This window comes from Paraburkholderia tagetis (assembly GCF_022213065.1).
Taxonomy (GTDB): Bacteria; Pseudomonadota; Gammaproteobacteria; order Burkholderiales; family Burkholderiaceae; genus Paraburkholderia; species Paraburkholderia tagetis.
In genome coordinates this window covers 47,006-67,096 of the sequence record NZ_JAKLJA010000026.1, presented here as the reverse complement: position 1 = coordinate 67,096, position 20,091 = coordinate 47,006, and the positions used below count along the sequence as shown (strand labels likewise).

The 20,091-nt window shown below is 60.7% G+C and carries 18 protein-coding genes and 3 pseudogenes; 3 read left to right on the top strand and 18 right to left on the bottom strand.

Annotated elements, in window-relative coordinates:
• Position 1: 1 nt before the first annotated feature.
• The 4 genes and pseudogenes from L5014_RS25585 to L5014_RS25570 all read right to left on the bottom strand — a co-directional run.
• Positions 2-219: pseudogene (locus L5014_RS25585) on the bottom strand (DDE-type integrase/transposase/recombinase); the annotation flags it as partial.
• A gap of 324 nt (positions 220-543) precedes the next feature.
• On the bottom strand, positions 544-1,470 hold the full coding sequence (locus L5014_RS25580) for an urea transporter (RefSeq protein WP_238466592.1): 927 nt from the start codon (positions 1,468-1,470) through the stop codon (positions 544-546).
• Between the two features lie 645 nt (positions 1,471-2,115).
• Positions 2,116-2,733: an IS110 family transposase gene (locus tag L5014_RS25575; RefSeq protein WP_238466591.1), complete on the bottom strand. Its 618-nt coding sequence runs from the start codon at positions 2,731-2,733 to the stop codon at positions 2,116-2,118.
• 285 nt (positions 2,734-3,018) lie between these two features.
• Complete coding sequence (locus tag L5014_RS25570) at positions 3,019-4,029, bottom strand: zinc-dependent alcohol dehydrogenase family protein (RefSeq protein WP_238466590.1); 1,011 nt, start codon at positions 4,027-4,029, stop codon at positions 3,019-3,021.
• Positions 4,030-5,084: 1,055 nt separating this feature from the next.
• On the opposite strand from L5014_RS25570, the gene L5014_RS25565 reads away from it, so the two are divergent.
• Positions 5,085-6,269: an acetyl-CoA C-acyltransferase family protein gene (locus tag L5014_RS25565; protein ID WP_238466589.1), complete on the top strand. Its 1,185-nt coding sequence runs from the start codon at positions 5,085-5,087 to the stop codon at positions 6,267-6,269.
• 124 nt (positions 6,270-6,393) lie between these two features.
• Here the strand turns inward: L5014_RS25565 and L5014_RS25560 are convergent, their stop codons facing one another.
• Together L5014_RS25560 and L5014_RS25555 are read right to left on the bottom strand one after the other, a co-directional pair.
• Entirely contained in the window at positions 6,394-7,218 is an 825-nt protein-coding gene (locus tag L5014_RS25560; protein ID WP_238466588.1) for a GntR family transcriptional regulator, read from the bottom strand.
• Between the two features lie 118 nt (positions 7,219-7,336).
• Complete coding sequence (locus L5014_RS25555) at positions 7,337-7,696, bottom strand: MFS transporter (RefSeq protein ID WP_420800135.1); 360 nt, start codon at positions 7,694-7,696, stop codon at positions 7,337-7,339.
• 52 nt (positions 7,697-7,748) lie between these two features.
• On the opposite strand from L5014_RS25555, the pseudogene L5014_RS39050 reads away from it, so the two are divergent.
• Positions 7,749-8,550, top strand: a pseudogene (locus L5014_RS39050) (zinc-binding dehydrogenase); the annotation flags it as partial.
• 387 nt (positions 8,551-8,937) lie between these two features.
• On the opposite strand, the gene L5014_RS25540 reads toward L5014_RS39050, so the two are convergent.
• The 10 genes from L5014_RS25540 to L5014_RS39045 all read right to left on the bottom strand — a co-directional run bounded on the left by L5014_RS25540 (position 8,938) and on the right by L5014_RS39045 (position 16,548).
• Positions 8,938-9,864 (bottom strand): SDR family NAD(P)-dependent oxidoreductase, encoded by a 927-nt coding sequence (locus tag L5014_RS25540; protein WP_238466585.1) that lies wholly within the window; start codon positions 9,862-9,864, stop codon positions 8,938-8,940.
• Entirely contained in the window at positions 9,806-10,276 is a 471-nt protein-coding gene (locus L5014_RS25535) for a 2,4'-dihydroxyacetophenone dioxygenase family protein (protein ID WP_238466584.1), read from the bottom strand. The genes L5014_RS25540 and L5014_RS25535 overlap by 59 nt, the downstream gene beginning before the upstream one ends.
• A 117-nt stretch (positions 10,277-10,393) precedes the next feature.
• Positions 10,394-10,954: an RBBP9/YdeN family alpha/beta hydrolase gene (locus tag L5014_RS25530; RefSeq protein ID WP_238466632.1), complete on the bottom strand. Its 561-nt coding sequence runs from the start codon at positions 10,952-10,954 to the stop codon at positions 10,394-10,396.
• Positions 10,955-11,830: 876 nt separating this feature from the next.
• Entirely contained in the window at positions 11,831-12,007 is a 177-nt protein-coding gene (locus L5014_RS25525; protein WP_238466583.1) for a hypothetical protein, read from the bottom strand.
• A 100-nt stretch (positions 12,008-12,107) separates the two neighbouring features.
• Complete coding sequence (gene phbB / locus L5014_RS25520; protein ID WP_238466582.1) at positions 12,108-12,851, bottom strand: acetoacetyl-CoA reductase; 744 nt, start codon at positions 12,849-12,851, stop codon at positions 12,108-12,110.
• A gap of 432 nt (positions 12,852-13,283) precedes the next feature.
• Complete coding sequence (locus tag L5014_RS25515) at positions 13,284-13,847, bottom strand: phasin family protein (protein WP_238466581.1); 564 nt, start codon at positions 13,845-13,847, stop codon at positions 13,284-13,286.
• A gap of 247 nt (positions 13,848-14,094) precedes the next feature.
• On the bottom strand, positions 14,095-14,292 hold the full coding sequence (locus tag L5014_RS25510) for a hypothetical protein (RefSeq protein ID WP_238466631.1): 198 nt from the start codon (positions 14,290-14,292) through the stop codon (positions 14,095-14,097).
• Positions 14,293-14,803: 511 nt separating this feature from the next.
• Positions 14,804-15,169 carry a hypothetical protein gene (locus tag L5014_RS25505; protein ID WP_238466580.1) on the bottom strand — a complete coding sequence of 122 codons (366 nt, stop codon included), beginning with the start codon at positions 15,167-15,169 and terminating at the stop codon, positions 14,804-14,806.
• Positions 15,170-15,197: 28 nt separating this feature from the next.
• Positions 15,198-15,578 (bottom strand): hypothetical protein, encoded by a 381-nt coding sequence (locus tag L5014_RS25500; RefSeq protein WP_238466579.1) that lies wholly within the window; start codon positions 15,576-15,578, stop codon positions 15,198-15,200.
• 520 nt (positions 15,579-16,098) lie between these two features.
• On the bottom strand, positions 16,099-16,548 hold the full coding sequence (locus tag L5014_RS39045) for a Tn3 family transposase (RefSeq protein WP_420800130.1): 450 nt from the start codon (positions 16,546-16,548) through the stop codon (positions 16,099-16,101).
• 63 nt (positions 16,549-16,611) lie between these two features.
• On the opposite strand from L5014_RS39045, the pseudogene L5014_RS25495 reads away from it, so the two are divergent.
• Positions 16,612-17,178, top strand: a pseudogene (locus L5014_RS25495) (IS6 family transposase); the annotation flags it as partial.
• A gap of 176 nt (positions 17,179-17,354) precedes the next feature.
• On the opposite strand, the gene L5014_RS25490 reads toward L5014_RS25495, so the two are convergent.
• On the bottom strand, positions 17,355-18,413 hold the full coding sequence (locus L5014_RS25490; protein WP_238466578.1) for a beta-keto acid cleavage family enzyme: 1,059 nt from the start codon (positions 18,411-18,413) through the stop codon (positions 17,355-17,357).
• Between the two features lie 144 nt (positions 18,414-18,557).
• Entirely contained in the window at positions 18,558-19,853 is a 1,296-nt protein-coding gene (locus L5014_RS25485) for an MFS transporter (RefSeq protein ID WP_238466577.1), read from the bottom strand.
• Positions 19,854-20,091: the final 238 nt, after the last annotated feature.

Genomic DNA, 20,091 nt, shown 5'->3' with positions numbered 1-20,091 from the left:
ATCAAACAGACAGGGCAGCATTCCAGGCGGCGGGCGCGATGGCATCCGTGAGGCCGCGCGTCGCGAGATTGAATTGGCCTTTGCGGATGCGATGAATCAACTCGATGCCTGAAAGAGTGATCGCTGCACTCCTGAAACGTTTGAAGCCGAGCATGACATTGGTTCGGGACTTGATGTTTCCTGCTCGATCAGGTTGTTGAGATATTTCGAGGATCGGACCTTTGTCTGCTGTGGCAGCAGGCCGGCGGCCTTCATCTCCCGCACGGCACGGTGCGAGGCGGCGCACGCTTCCATGCCGATTACGCACGGTTGCAGCGTGGCGAAATACCGAAGTACGTCCGCGCGTCTGAGCTGTTTGCGTACAACGATTTGGCCTTGCGAATCCACTGCGTGAATCTGCAGCACGCTCTTGGCCAGGTCCAGTCCAACAGTCGCTATGTTCATGATGAACGCTCCTTTGCCGTGGAGGTCACGACTTCTCCACTTTGGCATAAACCCCTCGCTGGATTGCGGGAGTCGTCCATCACATCAGATCCGTCAATCCTACGCCGCGATCCGGATCCGTGAAAGCAGCCGGCTCGCAAGGACAAAGACCCACACCACGAGCACGAAAGGGAACGTCAGCGCCGGTACCCCCAACGGCTCCAGAGCCGCGGATATCGCCGCGAAGACGACGGCCGTGGCGACGGTCGCGATCACCCCATAGGCTAGCGAGGCCGCATCGAGCACGAAAAACACGTCCCCAAGTGCGATCGCGGTCAGGACGCTGTTGAACCCGAAGGCGCCAGCGCGGATCGCCGGTTCGGCGGCGCCCATGCCCCAAGCGACGACAAGCCCGGTCAACGATCCAAGCAGCGCCGCGGCGCAGGCCACCCGCGAGCTGATCAGTAGCCCGACTACGAAGATGACGCCCGTGACAACGTTCCCTTGAAAGAAGACCTGCGCGATCCCGTTGAAGACGCCTTCCACGACCGTCGATGCAGTTACGACACCCTCGACCGCCACAGAGGTCGGAAGCCCCGCTGTCGGCAGGAGGTGGGTCGAATGCAACCGACCAAAGCGCGCGATCGCCAGAAAAAAGCACAAGGCCGTGAAAACGAACGGTGCCGTGAGCACGGGAATTTCCCAGACTTTCAAGAGGTTGAGCATGGCGGCCATGACAACGCTCGCGCAGATGCCGGCGAAGACGACACAAGCCCAAGTCAGGATGTCCGGCCGGAGGAAATAGAGCAGCGCGACAGCGACAAGCGCCCCATTGAAGCCAAACAGGCCGGCGCGCACTAACGATCGATCGGCACCCAGCGCCATGGCGGTCACCGTGCTCACGGCCGCGCCGACAACAACCGCCAGTCCGAACAGCGTCGAGTTGTAAAAGATACCGACCAGGAACAGCAGGCCAGCGTAGCTGTTGCTTTGCAGCATCACCTGTCCGATCCCGCGCAGGACCGTGTCCAGGAATTCCAGAAACATCTCTGAACGCGCTCCGTCATCTATGACGAGACCAGTGGGAGATAATTTTATTGACATGGCCTTGAGCCCAGCAGGTGACAGTCGCATTGTCGCACGCTAGCAGTAGCGGCTTGCATTTAAAAATGGCGGTGCTTGCAATCGACGCGTCTGGTGATGACCGCCGACAAGCTGTTCCGCGCTGCGTCCATGTGCTTGGTGATAGGCGTCTTTTGGGGCATTGTCAAATTGGTGGAGAAAGACTGGGTTTCGTGCAAATGCATCGTTAAGCTTATTAATTTGCGTTGCCTGCCGCTTCGACGGTGGTCCGGCGTTGCCACACCTTGAACTGCGCCTTGAGTTGGGCGCGATGGCGTGAGGCCGTCCACAGGCTCTCCGATGCGAGTTGCTCTCGAAGTCGAGTTCGCGACGGGGGGTATCGCCGCGCCGCAGGCGGCTGGCGCGGAGTCCCTGCCGCCGCAGGCAAAATGATGGGCTCGCGGGACGCGTTCGAGAGATCAGCGAGCACGGCGTGACGTTGCTGCTCGTCGAGTGGAGCATCCGTGACCAATTTTCGATTATGCAACTTAGGATCTCTAAGCGGGTCGGTTGAGCGTTACATCCCAACTCTAGACCCTGCCCCCCTCGTTGGGGCGGCCAGGAGGCCTTTCAATGTGTCAAAGAGAGCGCGCAAAATCTGGCGTTTTGATCCTGAAAATCCCGCATGACCGCGAGATTGGCTTGCATCGCGAGCGTCACGTCAGATGCAAAACCGAATCCATTCACCTGCATCTCATCCAGGCGCTTAACCCTCTCACCTTGCATTTGCCCACCAGTATGGCGTGAGAATAAATTCTCAATCGCGAGGATCTGGGCCGTACGACACTGCACCAGTTGGATCCGCTTGCGAGAGAGGTCACGCACCGGACGTTCTTCTGCTGGATAAATGTAGCCTTCAGGCAATAGTCCCAGACGCAGTAGTTGTGCGAGATGGGCGGCATCGGTAAAGTCCCCACTGTATTTCAGTCCCTCGTACTGCCTGATTGCCGCGGGGTTGGCCAGATGCACCCGGTAGCCATCATTCATCAACTGATCCACAAGCCAGTACCAGTTATACGTTGCTTCGACGACTACGCCCACCAGATCTTCGCGGTGCGGCGCCAGCGCCGCCAGGATCTGCACCGGATCGTTCGGCAACCGTCGCTGGTACATAACTCGGTCAGCCTCATCGCTGACGACGACCACACTGTTGTTCGAGTGCAGGTCGATTCCACTAAACTTATTCATGCCGGCCTCCTGTGCGTCACGTCGGTGTTCGAACCCTGACTGTACGCCGACCGTTCGATTCGAACGGAAGGAGGTCGGCTATATGATTATCAAAACCTGGCGCGGCTGCTGGGAGTCTCCACAAGCGGCTACTACGCATGGCTGGTGCGTGAGCCATCGAAACGGTCTTATAGTGATGCCCAATTGCTTGCGCGTATTCGTACGCTGCATGCGAGTTCGCGCGCTACTTACGGCACGCAACGTATCCACGCGCAGCGCGCGGGTGTCCTGCCTGGCAGGGCGGGTTCAGATCTCCAGCACGATCTTGCCGATGTGCTGCTGTGCGGCCTGATACCTGAAGGCGTCGGCAATCTCCTGAAGCGGATAATGCCGGTCGATGACCGGGCGTATGCCGATGGTATTCAGTGCGTGAACCATGTCGATCTGGTGACGGCGGCTTCCCACCAGCAGGCCAGTGAGCCGTAGGTGCTTGCGAAAGAGCTGCCTGACATTGAACGGAATGTCCGCTCCCGACACTGCGCCAATGGCGGCCACGTGCCCGCCCGTGCGGGCCGCGTTCATCGACTGCGCCAGTGTGCTCGCGCCGCCGGTCTCGATCACGTGGTCAACACCGGTTCCACCCGTAAGATCGAGTACCATACTGCCCCACTGCGGGTCGTCTCGGTAGTTGATCACGTGATCCGCACCGAGGTCACGTAGCCGGGCACATTTGCCGGCCGACGATGAGGTGGCAATCACTCTGGCACCGCAGGCCTTGGCAAACTGGAGCGAGAAGATGGAGACACCTCCCGTGCCGAGTACCAGCACCGTCTGTCCGGGTCTCAGGTTGCCATTGACGATCAGCGCCCGCCAGGCCGTTAGCCCAGCGGTGGTCAGCGTGGCGGCCTCCGCATGGCTGTATCCGCTGGGTGCATGAGTGAAGGCCGTCGCCGGAAATGTCACGGTCTCCCGCGCGAAACCATCGATACCGTCGCCGGGAACCGTCGCGAAGTCGGACAAGGCTGGTTCGCCGTCCAGCCACGTCGGGAAGAACGTACTGACGACGTGATCACCTTGCGCGAATTCCGTCACACCGGCGCCTACTGCCGTGACGACACCAGCGCCGTCCGACATCGGGATGCGGCGTGCGTCGCCTGTCGTGCGGCTCACGACACCATAGTCATGGTAATTCAGCGAGCTCGCGTGAATCCGCACGGTGATCTCGCCGGGACCAGGCGCCCTGGTTTCGGCCTGGCCGGGGACGAGCCGCTCCAGGCCGCCCGGTGGTTCCAGGTAAATTGCGTTTGTCTGGGTCATCTATTCTTGCCCTTATTGCACGCCAAACGCTGTCGCACAGGTTCGGCTACGAGAGTTTGCCGCCCGCGGCTTGCGAGAGCCGCGGGCGAGTGCGGGGTCGTTGTTTCCTGGGAGCCGTACGCCACCGTGGTGCCGCGGATACTCAGTATAAACAATAATGTCGACAGTAACAATTCTGGCTGATCATTGAGGACTCACGAGCGCCACGACGGCTCCGACGGCAATCGACTGCAGGTGAAACTTTTGAGGAGCCTACATTGATCCTTTATACGGGTTGCGTCGTGCCAGCGGGGTCAGCGGCGGCCGCCCGCGACAGCCGAGCCTACGCGTGGCTGGTATTCGCGTTGATGTTTTGCCTCTTGTAACAAGCTGCCCGCGCTATCCGCGCTGTGCCTGGTCACAGCGGTGATCTTCGTGGTGGAATTTGGCGGCACTTGCACGGTGGATACACAGTTCAAGCTGATCGTTCTTGGCGGTTTTTTCATAAACTGCACCGTGGGTATGGTTGCCGGCGTGGCCATGGACGTCGTTCACCCAGGTGTGCGGTCTCCCGGCGCGGCGGTACTTTCCCTGTTTCAAAACGTGTTTGGCCTCGCCGTGGGGGCGGTCCTGGCGGGTGTTCTATCAGGCCAATTGGGGTTTGCCGCACGCGCTTACATTCATTCCCTTGTGCAGTGTTTTGGCCGCGGTGTTTTTTGTCATCGCAATGCGCAGTTACGACGCGGATGCGGCTACGCTATCCGATGTGCCGCTGGATGTGGCGCCAGCCCTTTGCGGCAACCTGAGCACCGGTACTGCGGTCTGAGTTGGGGGTATTGGGTCAAGGGGACACTTCGAACAAACGTCTGATCCGCTCGTCGAAAGAGTCATCCCGTCGACGACGCGACGAAATCAGCGTGGCCATGGTTCCTGGATCCCATGTCTTCGGCCGCGGCAGCTCCTTTTTCACGGCTGGCGGGTAGAGTGTCAGGCGCTGTCCGAAATGATCCATGAAGCGAACTTTTTGGGTCGGGCTGCGGGTCAACTTTTTTCACTTAATCATAAGGAGAGCAATCGTGAGTAAGCGCGATGTCGTGGTACTGGGTGCGGCACGGTCGGCGATCGGAACTTTCGGCGGATCTCTCGCCGACATTGAACCGGCGGAACTGGCGGGCACCGTCATGAAGGAGGCAGTCACCCGCTCGGGCGTCGACCCGGCGACGATCAATTACGTGACGGTTGGCAACACGATTCCCACCGAGGCCCGCTTCCCTTACGTCGCACGGGTGGCCGCCATCCAGGCCGGGCTTCCCATGGATTCGGTGGCGATGTCGGTGAATCGTCTTTGTTCGTCAGGCCTGCAGGCCATCGTGACGACTGCGCAGAACATCCTGCTTGGTGATTGCGACTATGGCATCGGCGGAGGGGTCGAGGTGATGAGCCGCGGCGGCTATCTATCCACCGCAATGCGCAGCGGCGCACGCATGGGCGACAGCAGAATGATCGACACCATGGTCGCCACGTTGACCGACCCGTTCGGTGTGGGCCACATGGGTATCACGGCTGAGAACCTGGCGGTCAAATGGGATATCACGCGCGAGCAACAGGATGCGCTGGCGGTGGAGTCGCACCGTCGCGCGGCGCAGGCGATTGCCGAAGGGCGCTTCAAATCGCAGATCGTCCCCATCGTCAAACAGTCGAAGAAGGGTGAAGTGATATTCGACACCGACGAGCACGTGAAGCCCGGTACAACGATGGAGACGCTGGCCAGGATGAAGCCGGCGTTCAAGAAAGACGGCTCGGTGACGGCGGGCAACGCATCGGGTATCAATGATGGCGCAGCCTTTTTCGTGCTGGCCGACGCGGCAGTGGCCGACGCCGCCGGCCACAAGCCGATCGCGCGACTGGTGTCCTACGCGGTGGCCGGAGTGCCCAACGAGATCATGGGCGAAGGCCCGATCCCTGCCACGAAGCTGGCGCTCAGGAAAGGCGGCGTTACGCTCGATCAAATCGACGTGATCGAGAGTAACGAAGCGTTCGCGGCGCAGGCCATTGCGGTGGCGCGTGCGCTTGAATTCGACATGGATAAGACCAACCCGAACGGCGGTGCGATCGCACTGGGTCATCCGATCGGCTGCTCGGGCGCTTTCCTCGCCACCAAAGCAGTTTACGAACTGCAACGCATCGGGGGACGCTACGCGCTCGTGACGATGTGCGTTGGCGGTGGCCAGGGTATCGCCGCGGTGTTCGAGCGCCTGTGAGGCTCAAGACCAGATGAAGGTCAGGCCGCCCAGTGAGCCTGCCGCCATCTAACATCGCAGATCAGGCGAGCCATTGCGTAGCCGGGTTCGCGGGTTACCCGGGTGTCGTGCCCCGGGTAACCGCTCATTCTGCAGGGACGGCCCCCGCTTTGGCATGGGCCGTCTTTGACGCACGCGCACGTCGACTGTCAGTGGACGTTACGGCAATCGCACGAATGGCCGCATCCCTTGCCGCGTCCAGCCGCGAAGCTGCAAGACCAAGCAGTAGCTCGGCGTCCCGTTTGATTGCGGCCTTCTGCAGTGCTCGCCAGACTTTCAAGGATGCGCGAATCGATTGGGGTGCCGCCACCAGCCCCAACCGGACATAACGGAACGTCCGCAACGAGATGGAGTGCAGGATATCGACCAGCAACCGGTTGCGGCACAGACTGATGGTGGCGAAATTCAGCTGGAAGCTTTCCACGGCATAGGCGTCTACCGATTCGTCGGCCGCCTTGGTGAGCCTCGGTATATATTCGGTCAGTAACGCCTCGAGCTCCGATGGATTTTCGCGTGCCACCTGCTCCAGCATCGTGACGTAAAGTACGCTGCGCACCCGGAAAATGTCCCGAAGCTCATTCTCGTCAGGTGCGGTGACGATCGCCCCGCGGCGTGCCTGAAACTCAACCAGGCGATCCCGCTCGAGTATGCGCAGCGCTTCGCGCACTGGAGCGCGGCTCACGTGCAACACTTCGCTGATATCCGCCTCCAGCAGACGTTGCCCGGATTTCACCAGGTCGAGCGTAATGACCCCGGCCAGCCGGGCGGCGATCTGTTCGGCAATCGGCACCGAAGCGGCCGCCCAGTCCTGCCCGCGCAGCACCGCCCGCTCGACTGCCAGCATCAGTGAATTCTTCGGCGTAAGGAGCGCGGAAAGATCGGGTAGGTTTTGCGTTTTATTTCGGGCCATGGCGCAGAGCGGAAACAATATTCGTCGGATTTACCTCTTTGGGATTATAGTCCGCAACATTCTAGTGTCGACAAGAATTTGGAGTCGCTCTGTCCGGGCGCGCCCCTGGTCCTGACGGCTAGCCGGTGCGATTCATCTGGGGCCGCCGGCTGGGGCCGATACGCGACCAGATGAATGGAATCCTCGTCGCGTACTTCAGCCGGCGGCCCAGCGTTTCCTGAACCATCGCCAGACCGCCCAGGGAGAGCAGACCGCAGCCGATTATGTAAAACGCCGGAGCGTTGGCATTGCCCGTCATATGAATCAGCAGCGTCGAAAAAAACCGCGCGAAGCTGCCGAAGATGACAGTGGCAACGTAATAGCTCACCGAGACTCCCGTCGCGCGAAGGCGTTGCGACAGCACGTCGCTGACGAGTACGAGCGTGGCGGGTGAGGTCATCGCCATCGGTACGGCGAGCACGGCGGCAACGGTCAGCACAGTGGAAAGCGAAGGGTAGCTGTTCAACGCAAGGAACGCTGGGTAGATATTCCCGTGCCGGAGGGCGGGGCAGGTGCTGGTCAGGGTACGCGCCGCTGGGCTGAACCGCGGCGAGATCAAGCAGGCGGGCGAACTGCGCGCGGGCAAGGCCATTACCGCCGGTGTCGAATTCGTCGGGGAGGTGGCTCAGGTCGGAGAGGGCGTGACGGGGTGGCGCGGGGGCGACCGGGTGATGGGCCACGGGCGCAACTGCCAGGCGGAGTACGTGATCGCACACCCGCTTGCATTGATGCCTGTGCCACAAAACCTGTCCTGGATCGACGCGGCCGCTATTCATTACCGCGCACGACGCGGTCGTGACCAACGGTCAGCTCCACGAGGGTGAATCGATCCGGGTCAACGGGGCGTCGGCTGGGGTCGCGATGGCGGCGATCCAGATTGCGTCTGCGCTCGGGGCGAAGCCGGTGATCGCGATGTCGCGCTCTGCTGCGAAGCTCGACAGGCTGAGCCAGTTCGGCGTCGATGCCGGCATCGACTCTTCGCGCGAATCGCAGGTGGACGCGGTCATGGCCGCTACCGGCAAGCGCGGTGTGGACCTCATCATCGACACCGTGGGTGGCCCGGCATTTGAGGCGAACATGGACAGCCGCGCGGTCAAAGGGCGACTGGTCAATATTGCGCGTGTGGGTTCTACGACAGCGCAGATCGACCTGGAAAAGCTCTGGCTCAAGCGTCTGAAGCTGATTGGCGTGACGTTTCGCACGCGCACCGAACAGGAGCGGCTCGAATGCATCCAGGCCTGCGCGCGGGACCTGCTGCCAGCTCTTGAAGCGGGCCGCCTCCGGCTACCGATCATCGCGGCTTGAGCGAGTTTTGACCACAATCCCCTTGTGTGCCATGGTCACGACTAGTCCCTTGATGGCAGCGATCTCGCGCTCGATGGCCTTGACGCGGCCGGTGCAAGTGTGATCCTTCGCCCCATCGGCGGAACAGCGTGGATATTCGGCAGGAGCGCAACCAGCTGGATCTGCAAGTGTTTCACCAATCGAGCTTCCCTTGGATTTGCAGTCGCCCGCAACACCCTTGCCTCCGGCTTGTATTTCCCCTTGCCGGGCGCGTAGAGGACGTTCATCGCTCGGAGCGTACGCCTTGCCAGGCAGACGAAGAATGCCCTCCAGTCCTTAGCTGCACAGCATGACACGTTCGAAAGCCGATTCCGTCCGGCACGCAACTCGCACGAATCAACCCATCACGAAGCGCTGCCCGTCATCCACCGAAAGCGTCGCGCCCGTCATAAAATCGTTTCCCGGCGAGGCAAGCAGCAACAACGCACCGTCGAGCGCGGCGGGCGTGCCCAGCCGTCGGCGCGGCAATCCTTCGACAATCTTCTTGCCGGCCGGTGTCTGAAACAGTGCACGATTGATGTCGGTCTCGATGAAGCCAGGATTGATCGCGTTGACATTGATGCCGTAACTCGCCCATTCATGAGCCATCGATCGAGTCAGATGTTCGAGCGCCGCTTTGCTCGCGCTATAGATCGACAGATTCGGCGAGTGCGTTTGCGCAGCGAGCGAGCAGATGTTGATAATGCGGCCCGGCAGCGCGCTGGCGACCAGCCGACGCGCGAACGCCGTTGCTGTGAGAAGCGCAGCCTTCGTATTGACGCCAAACACACGGTCGAACGATTGCGCGTCGACATCGATCAACGCGGCGCGACCGCCCGCTCCGGCATTGTTGACGAGCGCCCAGAGCGGCGCCATCGCCCGCTGGATTTCGTCAAACGCGAGACCCACCGCCTTCTGGTCAGTGACATCGACCGCAAAGTGGCGTGCAACGCCGCCATCGCGCACGATCATGTCTTCCGTCTCTCGCAACGGATCGGACCGCCTGCCGAGCAGCGCGACCTGCGCGCCAGCTGCGGCTAGCGTGCGCGCCGCCTGCCGGCCGAGGCCCGACCCTGCACCCGTGACGACAACCGTCAGACCTGACAGGTCGAAGTATTTGGCGACAACACTCTTATTCATCGAACTCATGGTTATCCTCAATCTGGCTTTATGTGCCGTGTCGCGTGCGAGCGCAAGGTCTCGCCACCCGTGCACCTCCACTGACTCACTGCGAGAAGCTAGAAAGATCCTTCGGTTCGATACCGTTCTTGTGGCAATGATCAAGGTAGCGGCGCATCGCGGTGCGCCAGTTTTCCGTCGCCGCCACTTTGCCGTTTTCGTCGAGATAGAGCAGCTCACCGGCGACGATATTGAACGTGACGACTTCACTGTCCGACACGGCAGTGGGCGTATGGATCGTGGCAGCAGTCTCGTAGACCACGCTCCCTTCCCCTGCGACCCAATCGTGCTCCAGATACTTCCAGCTCCCCCGAACCGTATAGACGATCACGGTGCTGGTGTGGTGATGCGTGGCTAGTTTCGCGCCGGGCGGTATCCTTAACAGGCTGATCGTTTCGCCGCGGACTGGGTCGATCTTGAAGTACTTGATTTGCACATCGTCCGAATACGGCGCGTAGGGCATCCAGGGAAGGTCTTCATCATTGAGGCAACCCGTGTCGATGGTTTCAAACAACATGTCGCGCATTCCTCATAGTAAATCCCACGCCTTTAATGCGTTGCTCGGGCACTGCGGTCTTCAAATCCCGCACGCTCGATCTCTTTCCCCCGCCAGTGGCGCTTGGCCATCGTTCGGTCATGAGAGTTCGCGAATGAATTCTTCGGCCCGCGGCCACTCGCCATGGCCTGAGGCCGGATTCAGATGCCCGACCTCGCCGAGTTCGACGAAGCGACTGCCCCACGCGTGTGCGAACTCGCGGGCGCGATCGAGACGCGTCAGAGGATCGTTGCTGCCTGCCGCAACGATGCTCGGAAAAGGCAATGTGCCACGCGGGATCGGCAACCAGCCGTGGGTTTTCAGTGTGTCGGTCGTCGGGTAGCCTGGTGGCATGGGCGTCTCGAGATCCGCGGGCGCCGCAAGCAGTGCGCCGCGTATCTCGCGTGTCGCGCCCCGGGCCGCCCAATGGGCGACCATCATCGCGCCTGCGCTGTGGGCCACGATGATCACCGGCCCCTCGATGGTGCCCAGAGCGCGGTCGATCGCGTCGACGCGGGCCCCGCAACTTAGCTTGTCGTGCTCAAGCGGAGCGACGCTGTATACATTGGGCAGCTTCGCTGCCAGCAGGGTCTGCCAATGGTCCGGCACATGGTCGCGCAGGCCGGGGACAATGAGAATGGTTTGTGTCATAGCGTCTATATCGATTTTTCGGTACGGCATGTCACCGACGATGGCGGCGCGCTCCGTCCTGCGGTCGCACGGCGATCAATTCAGTACTGCATAGTGGTGGATTGGAGGGTTGTCCCGGAACGCGACAGCGTTTTTCTCCAAGTATAAACATTAATGTCGACACAAACAATGGTGTGTGATGGTGAATTCTGTAGGCATTAGGTAATACAAGCGTTTGCATTTTGTTAAAAATTAGGCCGTCGCAGGAAGGTCCCGGAATCGTCGGGTGGTCGTCATCCGCATCCGGTCCAAATCAGTTGACAGGCGTGACAAGGAGACACCACGAAGCGAGGAATCATCGGCATTGGGGTATTGTGATTATTGACCCGCGGCGCGTATGGGCGGTCGTCGGTCACGTTGTATGGCCCGATCGATTCGGGTCTTCAGTGTGCGGCAGCATTCCCTGGTTCATCGTGCTCTTTGTCATCGCTTCCGGGGGACAACGAATGGCTGCCGTACAGCGTGACGCGCGTGATTCGTCAAGTTGCCCCAACGCTAATCATTGGAGCACTGACTGCCATCGGACGCCCGGAAATTCTCCTCACTATCTGTATAAGCAATCCTGATTATATTGCTATCTTTTGCTTGGATTGCCTTACCGCGGCCGAACCCGCGAGAGCGCGTTGACGGGCTGGCGTGGCACTCACCAGCGCACCCGCCGTCCTGACGTTCACGATGGTGTCAAACCCGTGAGACGACTTCAGCCTTGATACTGCGGCGTCTTCTCACTCACGTCGGTGGGCTCCTGAAACCAGTGTACGTGTTTCGCCGATGGGTGCTTCGACGCGGCGCTCAGGGATCCCGCACGTAGCCGTGTCGTGCCCGGACACCCCGTTCGCGAACCCGCTACAGTGGGCATTGCCCCGCCTTCGGGCAGGTTGCCGCCCCGCTGCACAACTCGAAAACCAGTTCCCGGTTCGCAACCGTACCACTGCCCGTGAGACGTTGCTGGCCATAGATGCGGTTCACGACGACAACACGCTGCATGGGCTTGCAGGGATAAAGCTGCTGGATTGTCTCCACGATGGTGTTCTCTCCAATGGATGCGTTTCGTGCGCCGTCCAGGTGGCGGGGCGCAATACTGGTCCACGCCGGCAGGTGACCTGTCGGGCGCACGAACGGTTCAGTGCATGTGCTGGCCGCCGTTGATGGCGATGTTCGCGCCGGTCACGAAGGCCGCGTCGTCGGAGCACAGGTACGCGACGAGTGCCGCGACTTCCTCCGGTCGGCCCAACCGTCCCACCGGAATCTGCGGCAGGATCTTTGTGCCGAGAATCTCCGGCGGGATCGCGGTCACCATCCTGGTAGCCAGGTAACCCGGCGAAACCGTGTTCACAGTGACACCCCTGCGCGCCACTTCGAGCGCCAGTGACTTGGTGAAACCGTGGATGCCGGCCTTGGCAGCCGCATAGTTGGTCTGGCCGATGGCGCCCTTCGAACCGTTGACCGACGCAATGTTGATGATGCGCCCCCAGCCACGTTCGATCATGCCTTCGCACAGCGGGCGGGTCATGTTGAAGACCGAATCCAGGTTGGTGCGGATCACTGCATCCCAGTTGACCTTGTCGAGCTTCCTGAGCGTCATGTCCCGGGTGATGCCGGCGTTGTTCACGAGAATGTCGACCGCGCCGACGTCCTGGTGGATTTTCGCCACGCACCGGTGGCAGGAGTCGTAGTCGGCCACATCCACGGCGTACGCACGAAAACTGCGACCCTGTGTTTGCATACTCGCGAGCCACGCCGTTACGCCGGCATTGGCTGGCGAGTGGGTGACGAGCACGGCATACCCGGCGTCATGCAGTTTCGTGCTGATGGATTCTCCCAGGCCGCCCATGCCGCCCGTAACGACCGCAATGCGTTTTGTCATGCTGTCCGTCCTCAATCATCAATTCGTTGGTCAAATCCCGCTGGCCGGGCGCATGCGACTGGCCATGCGCCAGTTCCTGCGCGGCCTGGTCGTATGCGCTCATGTGCCGGCGACCCGGTTCGGGTTGTGGCTGTGCGCCTGTCCGGTTCATGCTCGCCGGTGTTCACGCCGGTAGTGGCCGGCCACGAAAATGGCCGCCATCAGCAGTACGGTCGAGCCCATCACCATGGTGACCCAGCTTTCGTCCATCATCGCCTCCTTCGGGCAGAAAAAGACCAGCGCTCATGCCAGCTGCACGCCACTTCACCGAGCCCGCCGCCCGGCCTGGGTAGCCTGCGTGTGCGACTGGCATGTGCGCGCAGGTGCCCGTATGAAAAGGAATCCTGCATAAGTGGTCATCCATTGGCCGGTGGTCAAGGCCGGCCGCGAGAGCTAGCGCTTTGCGGTTCGGTCATGCTGCCCGGTCGCGCGCTTCGTGGCATTCGATGCCAGCGCAGCGGCCGCTTCGAAGTTGCTGCGCGTGAATGCGATCGACTGCTCGCCACTTTTCTGAAACGTTTCAACCAGCGCACTGGTGGCGTTGATGGCCTGATCCACTGCCGCAGTCGCGGCCCCATTGCCGGAAGGCGCGTCTTTTGCGACGTCCCCGGCCAGTGTCCTTGCCTGGCTGACCTGCGCGTCCCACCCGGCGCGCGCGTACCGTCCCAGTTCGGCCTGGGTAGCAGCGACGACGTCGAACACCTGCTGGCTCCAGGCCTGCATCTTCTCTGTCGCGGACGCAATGAGACTGCCATGCAGTGCGAACCATTCCTGCGACTCCCTGACGGCAATCGCCTGCAGTGTCACGTTGCGGAGATCGGCGAGTCCCGATCGCCCAACCTGTATGTTCAAGGCAGCCAGCTTGTCGACGCCCTCGACGATTCCGCTGGTCATGCGGAACAGGTTGTCGAGATTCGCTCTATGGATGGCAGCAATTTGCTGTTGGGTCAGCATCATGTATCTCCTTTAGGGGTAGTCCGGCGTTCGCGCCGCGCGAGTCGGCTTTGGTCTGTACGGGATGCGATGAAGGTGCCGATGGGGCGCGCAGCATGGGCCATCGTCGTCATCGGTCTACAGGTGTTCGATCCGGCAGGATTCCTCCGCACACGCAGTTCACCATCGAACGTCTGGTAGAGGTCCTGGCAGTGCCGCTCCTGCATTCAGCCGCATGATTCCGGGATAGTGGGGCGGCGGTGGATCCCGCTCAATGGTGCCGCGCCACGGCTCGAAGCACGGAACGGACCTGGCGGGTAAGACGGGGACGCTGGCGCCCGGACGCGAGCTGTTCGAGTGCAATCAGTTGATGTTCCAGCAAGACATCAAGCTCTTCACGGTTCAGGTCGATCTGGTCGGGTGCGGCATTGACGAGCATCAGGGTGGCAAATTCATGGGGACTCAATATGTCTGTCTCTCCGGATATCTGGATCATCTTCGTCGGGCCGCGGTCACACGACGCAGGGGGTCTCTCAGTCCCGAGGTGCGGCATCGGAATGGGCTTGCGACGCCCCCGTCACGGCCTGGCTTCCGGGCCGCAACAGGAATGCGCTGTTCACATGCTGGATCGCCACGCCGCGTGGCGGCCGGCATACTACCGTCTGGCCACACCGCGAAACGCGTAACACCATGCCCACGGGCGACTGCACGGCGCCCTCGCTCGTTGTCTGCTTCGTCCGGATGGACCCGCGTCCACCGATGTGCGTCAGCATCATCAAGCGTTGTGCACGCAACAGTCGTGTTCATCATGACGACGCCCGGCTGGATGTCGGCAGGGGCAACCGCCATGGGTGTGGATTCAGGTGCTGCCACCCACGCGCGCCGCTGGACCGGCACGGTTGGCAGGAGTGCACATGCCCTGATTCGGTCCATGGCGGATTCCGGGAGGACCGGCGGAACTTCGGGATGCGGTTCCACCGTCATGAATAAAGCGGTGCTGGCAGATGACATGTGTGTCTCGGACAGGCATACAGGTTACAGATGTCCTCGCAATGGCTGTCATTCCACACGTCAAGCCACGAACCATCGAGAAACACAAGGCGGTCAATCACACCGGACGGGACGACTTCGCGTATGACCTCGCGATTGACGAACGCGCCGGGACGCTCATCCGCGAAAACGACCTGCATCAGGGCGTTGAAACGCCGGGTGACTTCACTGAAACTCGGCTCCCGTGACGGTTCAGGCAATCCCGTCCAGTACAGGAGCGCTGCCGTCGGCACGGCTGGGTCGCGCATCACGAAGCGCAACGTTCCTTCACCCGGGCGTCTTGATATCGTCTGCATGACAAGGTTCCTCTGTTCGGGCGCAGCATCAGGAAAGTGGCTCACGATCGTCCAGCCGACCGGCGTTGCCGGCGTGTTTCTTCACCTGATGGTCGATCCAGATCCTTCCCCATCGGGTCGCATAACCCAGGGCCTGCCTGGGATCGTAGAAGTAGTCCAGGGCCCGAAAGCGCCGTGACGGGAATCCTGGCCGTCCGATCACCAGATCGGCCGCATACAGTTCGTTACGCGACGGTCTGGCACAGGCCTCCAGGCGATAGCCTTTGTGTTCAGCACAACAGTCCAGCGCGCCGGTGCGTGTGTTCTGCCAAATGACGGACTGCATATCAGCGGACCAACCCGCAACTGAAATAGCGGGTTCCGCGCAACGTTGCAGCGCCGAATTTGAATGATTCGTTTGCGTTCTCATGGCTTTTTCCTGGTTGCTCGCACAAGCCCCGTCAGACGTGTGACAAACGGCCGCACATCCGTAGCGCAACGGGGATCCAGTGAAATGTGTCACACGCCCACGCAGGTGCATGCAGCACGTCCGCTCGCGGCATCCCCAAGGCAGGGCGCGACCGTCGACGGTCATGGGCGACTAGTGAAGGTAGGGAGCCCGGCCTTCGCTCTACTGTGTTGTGTTATGCGAAGAGCCGGGCAAAAGGAAGTGCTGACCTGTCCGCAGGACCACTGCGGCTCCGGGTACGTCTCACGATCCCCGCCTTCGTGCGCGAACGGCTGCCTCTTCCGCTCTGATGCGGAATGGGGAAAGTCGCCAGGAAAGGAGTCGGGGTGAAGGACATGGCTATCGTTTCAACAGGGATTGGGTGTCTGAACAATCAGGAATGCAAACAGGTTCATTAAAGCGCATATGTCAGGTAAATGCAAGAATAATGAAAGATTAGACAAAATCCGGAGGGCGAATCATCGTTTCCTGAACGGGGGGCTCATGCAGTGCCGGCCGAATGGGGGCTCAACAAGGGCTCAACAAGGTACGCTGGCGCGCGGGAGAACAGTGAACCTGCTGTGATGGTTGTCGTGTTACAAGTCATGGGGCGCCGGGCATTACGGGCCTCGCCAACGTACAGTCGCTGTCCGTGGGCACCAGCGGACGCCCGTTCCATGTACACCGTGTTCCACAGCGTCAGCGCGGCCGCCATCAGATGATGGCGGCTGGTGCGATAGCGCTGGTGTTCATATGAGCGATCCCGGAACTCCCACAGGCGGTGGTAATAGGGCCCGGGCAAGCGAGTTGCGGACGTTTCCCTTTGTTCAGTGGGATCGAGACGTCGTCGGCGCGACGCCGGGGTCGGCAACCACTTGAGCGTAAACGGCGTGTGATCGATCCGGCAATTCACGCAATCCGGCGGCCACGGGGAGGAACTGGCCAGGGGCATAAGGACACATGGCAATGGACGCCTGGCTGCGCCAGGGCCGAACGGTACGCAGCCGTCTCATAAAAGTTCAGCGCAGGCTTTGCCCATCGGGTAAAAGCGGCGCGCCGCAAGCCTGGTAGCACGTGGCACCTCGACGAGATGTTCGTCACCCTGTGTGGGGAACCGTACCTGCTGTGGCGTGCAGTCGACGAGCACGGTGTCGAATTCGACATCTTGCTGCAAAAGCGACGCGACACGGCCGCCGCCCAACGCTTCTTCAAGCGTGTGCTGCGCTCGAACCCGGTGCCACGCAAGATCGTCACCGATCAATTGCGCAGCTATCCGGCGGCGAAAGCCGACATTCCGGAGTTGGTCAACGTGACGCATGTGTTCGTCAAGGCTGCGGCCTGTGTCAGCAACCGGGCAGAGAACAGCCATCAGCCCACACGCAAGCGCGAGCGGCGCATGCGAGGCTTTCGCGATCCGAAGCGTACGCAGGCCTTTCTGTCTAGCTTCGGTCCGATCCGGCACCACTCCGCACTGAAACGACATCTGCTGCGCGCTTCGCTCTATCGCAAACACCTCGCGGCCCGGTTTGACGCCTGGCGCGAATTAACCAACGTCACCCAAACTCCGTCAAATGCTTTCTGAGCCGCAGTGCCTTATGCATCATCATCGACGAAGTCCCGCAAGTTGACAGTGCCTGACGAACTCCCATATCAAGAAATATCCGGAATCCTCTTGATGGGGATGCAACGTCATCTCGAATCCGTCCAGGAAATGCTGGGCGGTTCATACAGCATATGATGTCAATCCCCCCAGAGGCTTTACTCCGGCTTGCGCAAGAAGCCTTGGTTGCCACCGTTCCGATTAGGCGCGAAGCCATTGGCCTGAAGCGTCTCTTCCACGGTGTCGTAGAACACGCCGATCTTGCAGATTTCTCGTGCCTGTTTCGCGGTCGCTATGGGGCGACCGAATTCGCCAGCAATACGCACCAGTTGCTTGATCTGCTCCACGGAACTCATCTTGCCCGTGCGGGTCTGGTTCCACAGCACATCCTCGATGCCGCACCGCACATGCAGGCCCAGGGCCATACCAATCATATTTATGGGCAGCACATTGAGCACCGAACTCTCCACGGTGAGCACCGCACCGTCGGGCACAGCACGCAGCATGTTGGCCAGGTTGTAGATGTTCGCCTGATCCATGCCGCCGCTGATCGCCACCCAGTTCATCACCAGCGGCCCCTTGTAGACGCCGCGGCGAATCATCCGCTCAATCGTTTCAAAGCTGTTGATGTTGTAGACCTGGAACTCGCTTTGGATGCCGGCGGCAGTCAGGCGTCGGATGTGCTCCTCGGCCCAACTGGGATTCGACGGCACAATCATGTCCTTGTACGTCCCATAGAGGTGCGGGAATCCGCGCGACACGCCCTTGAAGTCATCGATGCCAGCGTGCTCCGTCACGTTCATCTGCGTGGTGTTGACCGTCACCGTCACCTGGTCGGGCTTCGGATCGAGTTCAGCCAGCATATGCCGCGTGTCATCGCTAAGCCATTTGGCGGCTTCGCCCTCAGATTCAGGCGCGAAGCTGATGGAGCCGCCTACTTGAATGATCATTTCCGGCACCGCCTTGCGCACGCCGGCAATCAGTTCATTGAACATGGACAGCCGCTTGCTGCCCTTGCCATCGGGTTCGCGCACATGCAGATGCAGCACGGTGGCACCGGCTTCGTAGCAATCCACTGCCTTCTGGATCTGCTCCTCCATCGTGATAGGGATATCTTCCGGGAAGTCTGAGGGAATCCAGCCCGGCGCATAGGGAGCGGCTGTGATGATCAGGGGCTGCTGATTCTCGGGATACAGGTGGCCGTCAAGGAAGTTCATGATGCTGGACCTCTAAGTGAAATGTAGAGATTGAGAATGTCGAACAGGACTGGGACGCTGCGGAAGAGCCTGGGGAAGCGCCACGACCGGTTCGAACCGGTCGCTGCAATGTACGCTGTTGAGCCAGGAATTCTTGCCAGACCGTCAGTCGCGTGATGCTTCCGCAATGCCGTACCGCCTGCCGATAAGAAACACCGTGAACGGCAGAATCGCCAGTACGGGAAGCCAGTGCAAGGCGGCTTGAAGGCCCATCACATCCGCTGCCGCCCCGGTCAAAAAGGGGCCTGCCGCAAGGCCCAGAATATTGTTGAACAGCGTCAGTGTCGCAAACGCCGAGCCATGGATAGCGGGCGATGTCGCGCCGGCGATGATCGGGCTACAAGTACCAAACGAGCTGGCAAGAAAGAACACGGCGGACGCAAGCACCGCGAGTTGCAACGTGCCCTGAGGCAAGCGGAAGGCAATCGCCAGCAGGATGCCGAGCGCGAAGCAATACACGATCGCCATGTTCCATCGCTTGAGGGACGACCCTCCGCTGAACCGGTCGGTGATCACGCCGCAGAGGAACTGTCCCACACCACTGACCAGCACGAGGCCTGCTGCCGTCAAAGCCGCCTTGCTAACGGACATACCCCAGTAGCGGTTCAAATAGCTAGGCAGCCACACGAAGAGCGTGCCCTGAATGAACACCTGCAGGGCGCTGCCGAGGTACGCGCAGAAGACCGATCGGCTCGGAAAGATTCCGGCCAGAAGCGCGCGCGGCGTCAGCTTCGCATATCCGTGTGCGACAGGCCCGGCGTCGACCGGATGTGCGCGTTCGAGCTTTTTATCCGTCACCACGCAACAGTAGATGATGAACAGCACAAATCCGAAGATTGCCATGACGCCCATCGACCAACGCCAGCCAAAGTGAGTCGCGACGAGGCCGGAAAGTGAGACGCCGAGTACGGACCCGAATGCGGCGGCGGAGGTGAAGCCACCGGCAATGCTAGAGCGCATGTGCTTCGGGAAGATGTTGAGGAGTATGGCAATGCCAACACTTCCGTAGGCAGCCTCGCCGATGCCCACAAACAAGCGCGCGACGAACATCTCGTGATAATTGCTCGCAATCGCACATCCCAGTGTGGCCACGCTCCATAGCGCGACCATGAGCCCAATGCTTTTGGCACGTCCCCAGCGGTCCGCAATGATGGAGAAGGGGAGCGTCAGCACGCCGACGGTAAAGGGCACGACGCTGCTGATCGAGCCCAGGTGAGTGTCGGACATCTGCCACTGGACCTTCAGGATCGGAAACAGCGCATTGAGCGCCTGCCGCGACATGTAGTCGGACAACATGAGGCAGAACATCAATGCAAACACAACCCACGCGTAGGCGCTGGCCTGAGCGCGGGTCGTGGCGACCGACTTTGGCGGCATATCGCCAGTCGTGTCCAGGTTCATTCGTGTCTCCTCCGGTTAATAACGAACTTGCTTCATCTATGACAGACCTGTCTGCCGGTCGTTGTGCCATGCCGCGACGATACCGATTGCGGCACGCGCTTTTCCGAAATGCAAGTGCAGGATAGCACCCAAATTTATTTTTGACGACATTAATTATTTAAGGGTTTGGCCTGATACGTCCGGCACGACATGAACATGACCGGGTCTCGCGGACGCACGGCCTCCAAAGGCGGAGGGC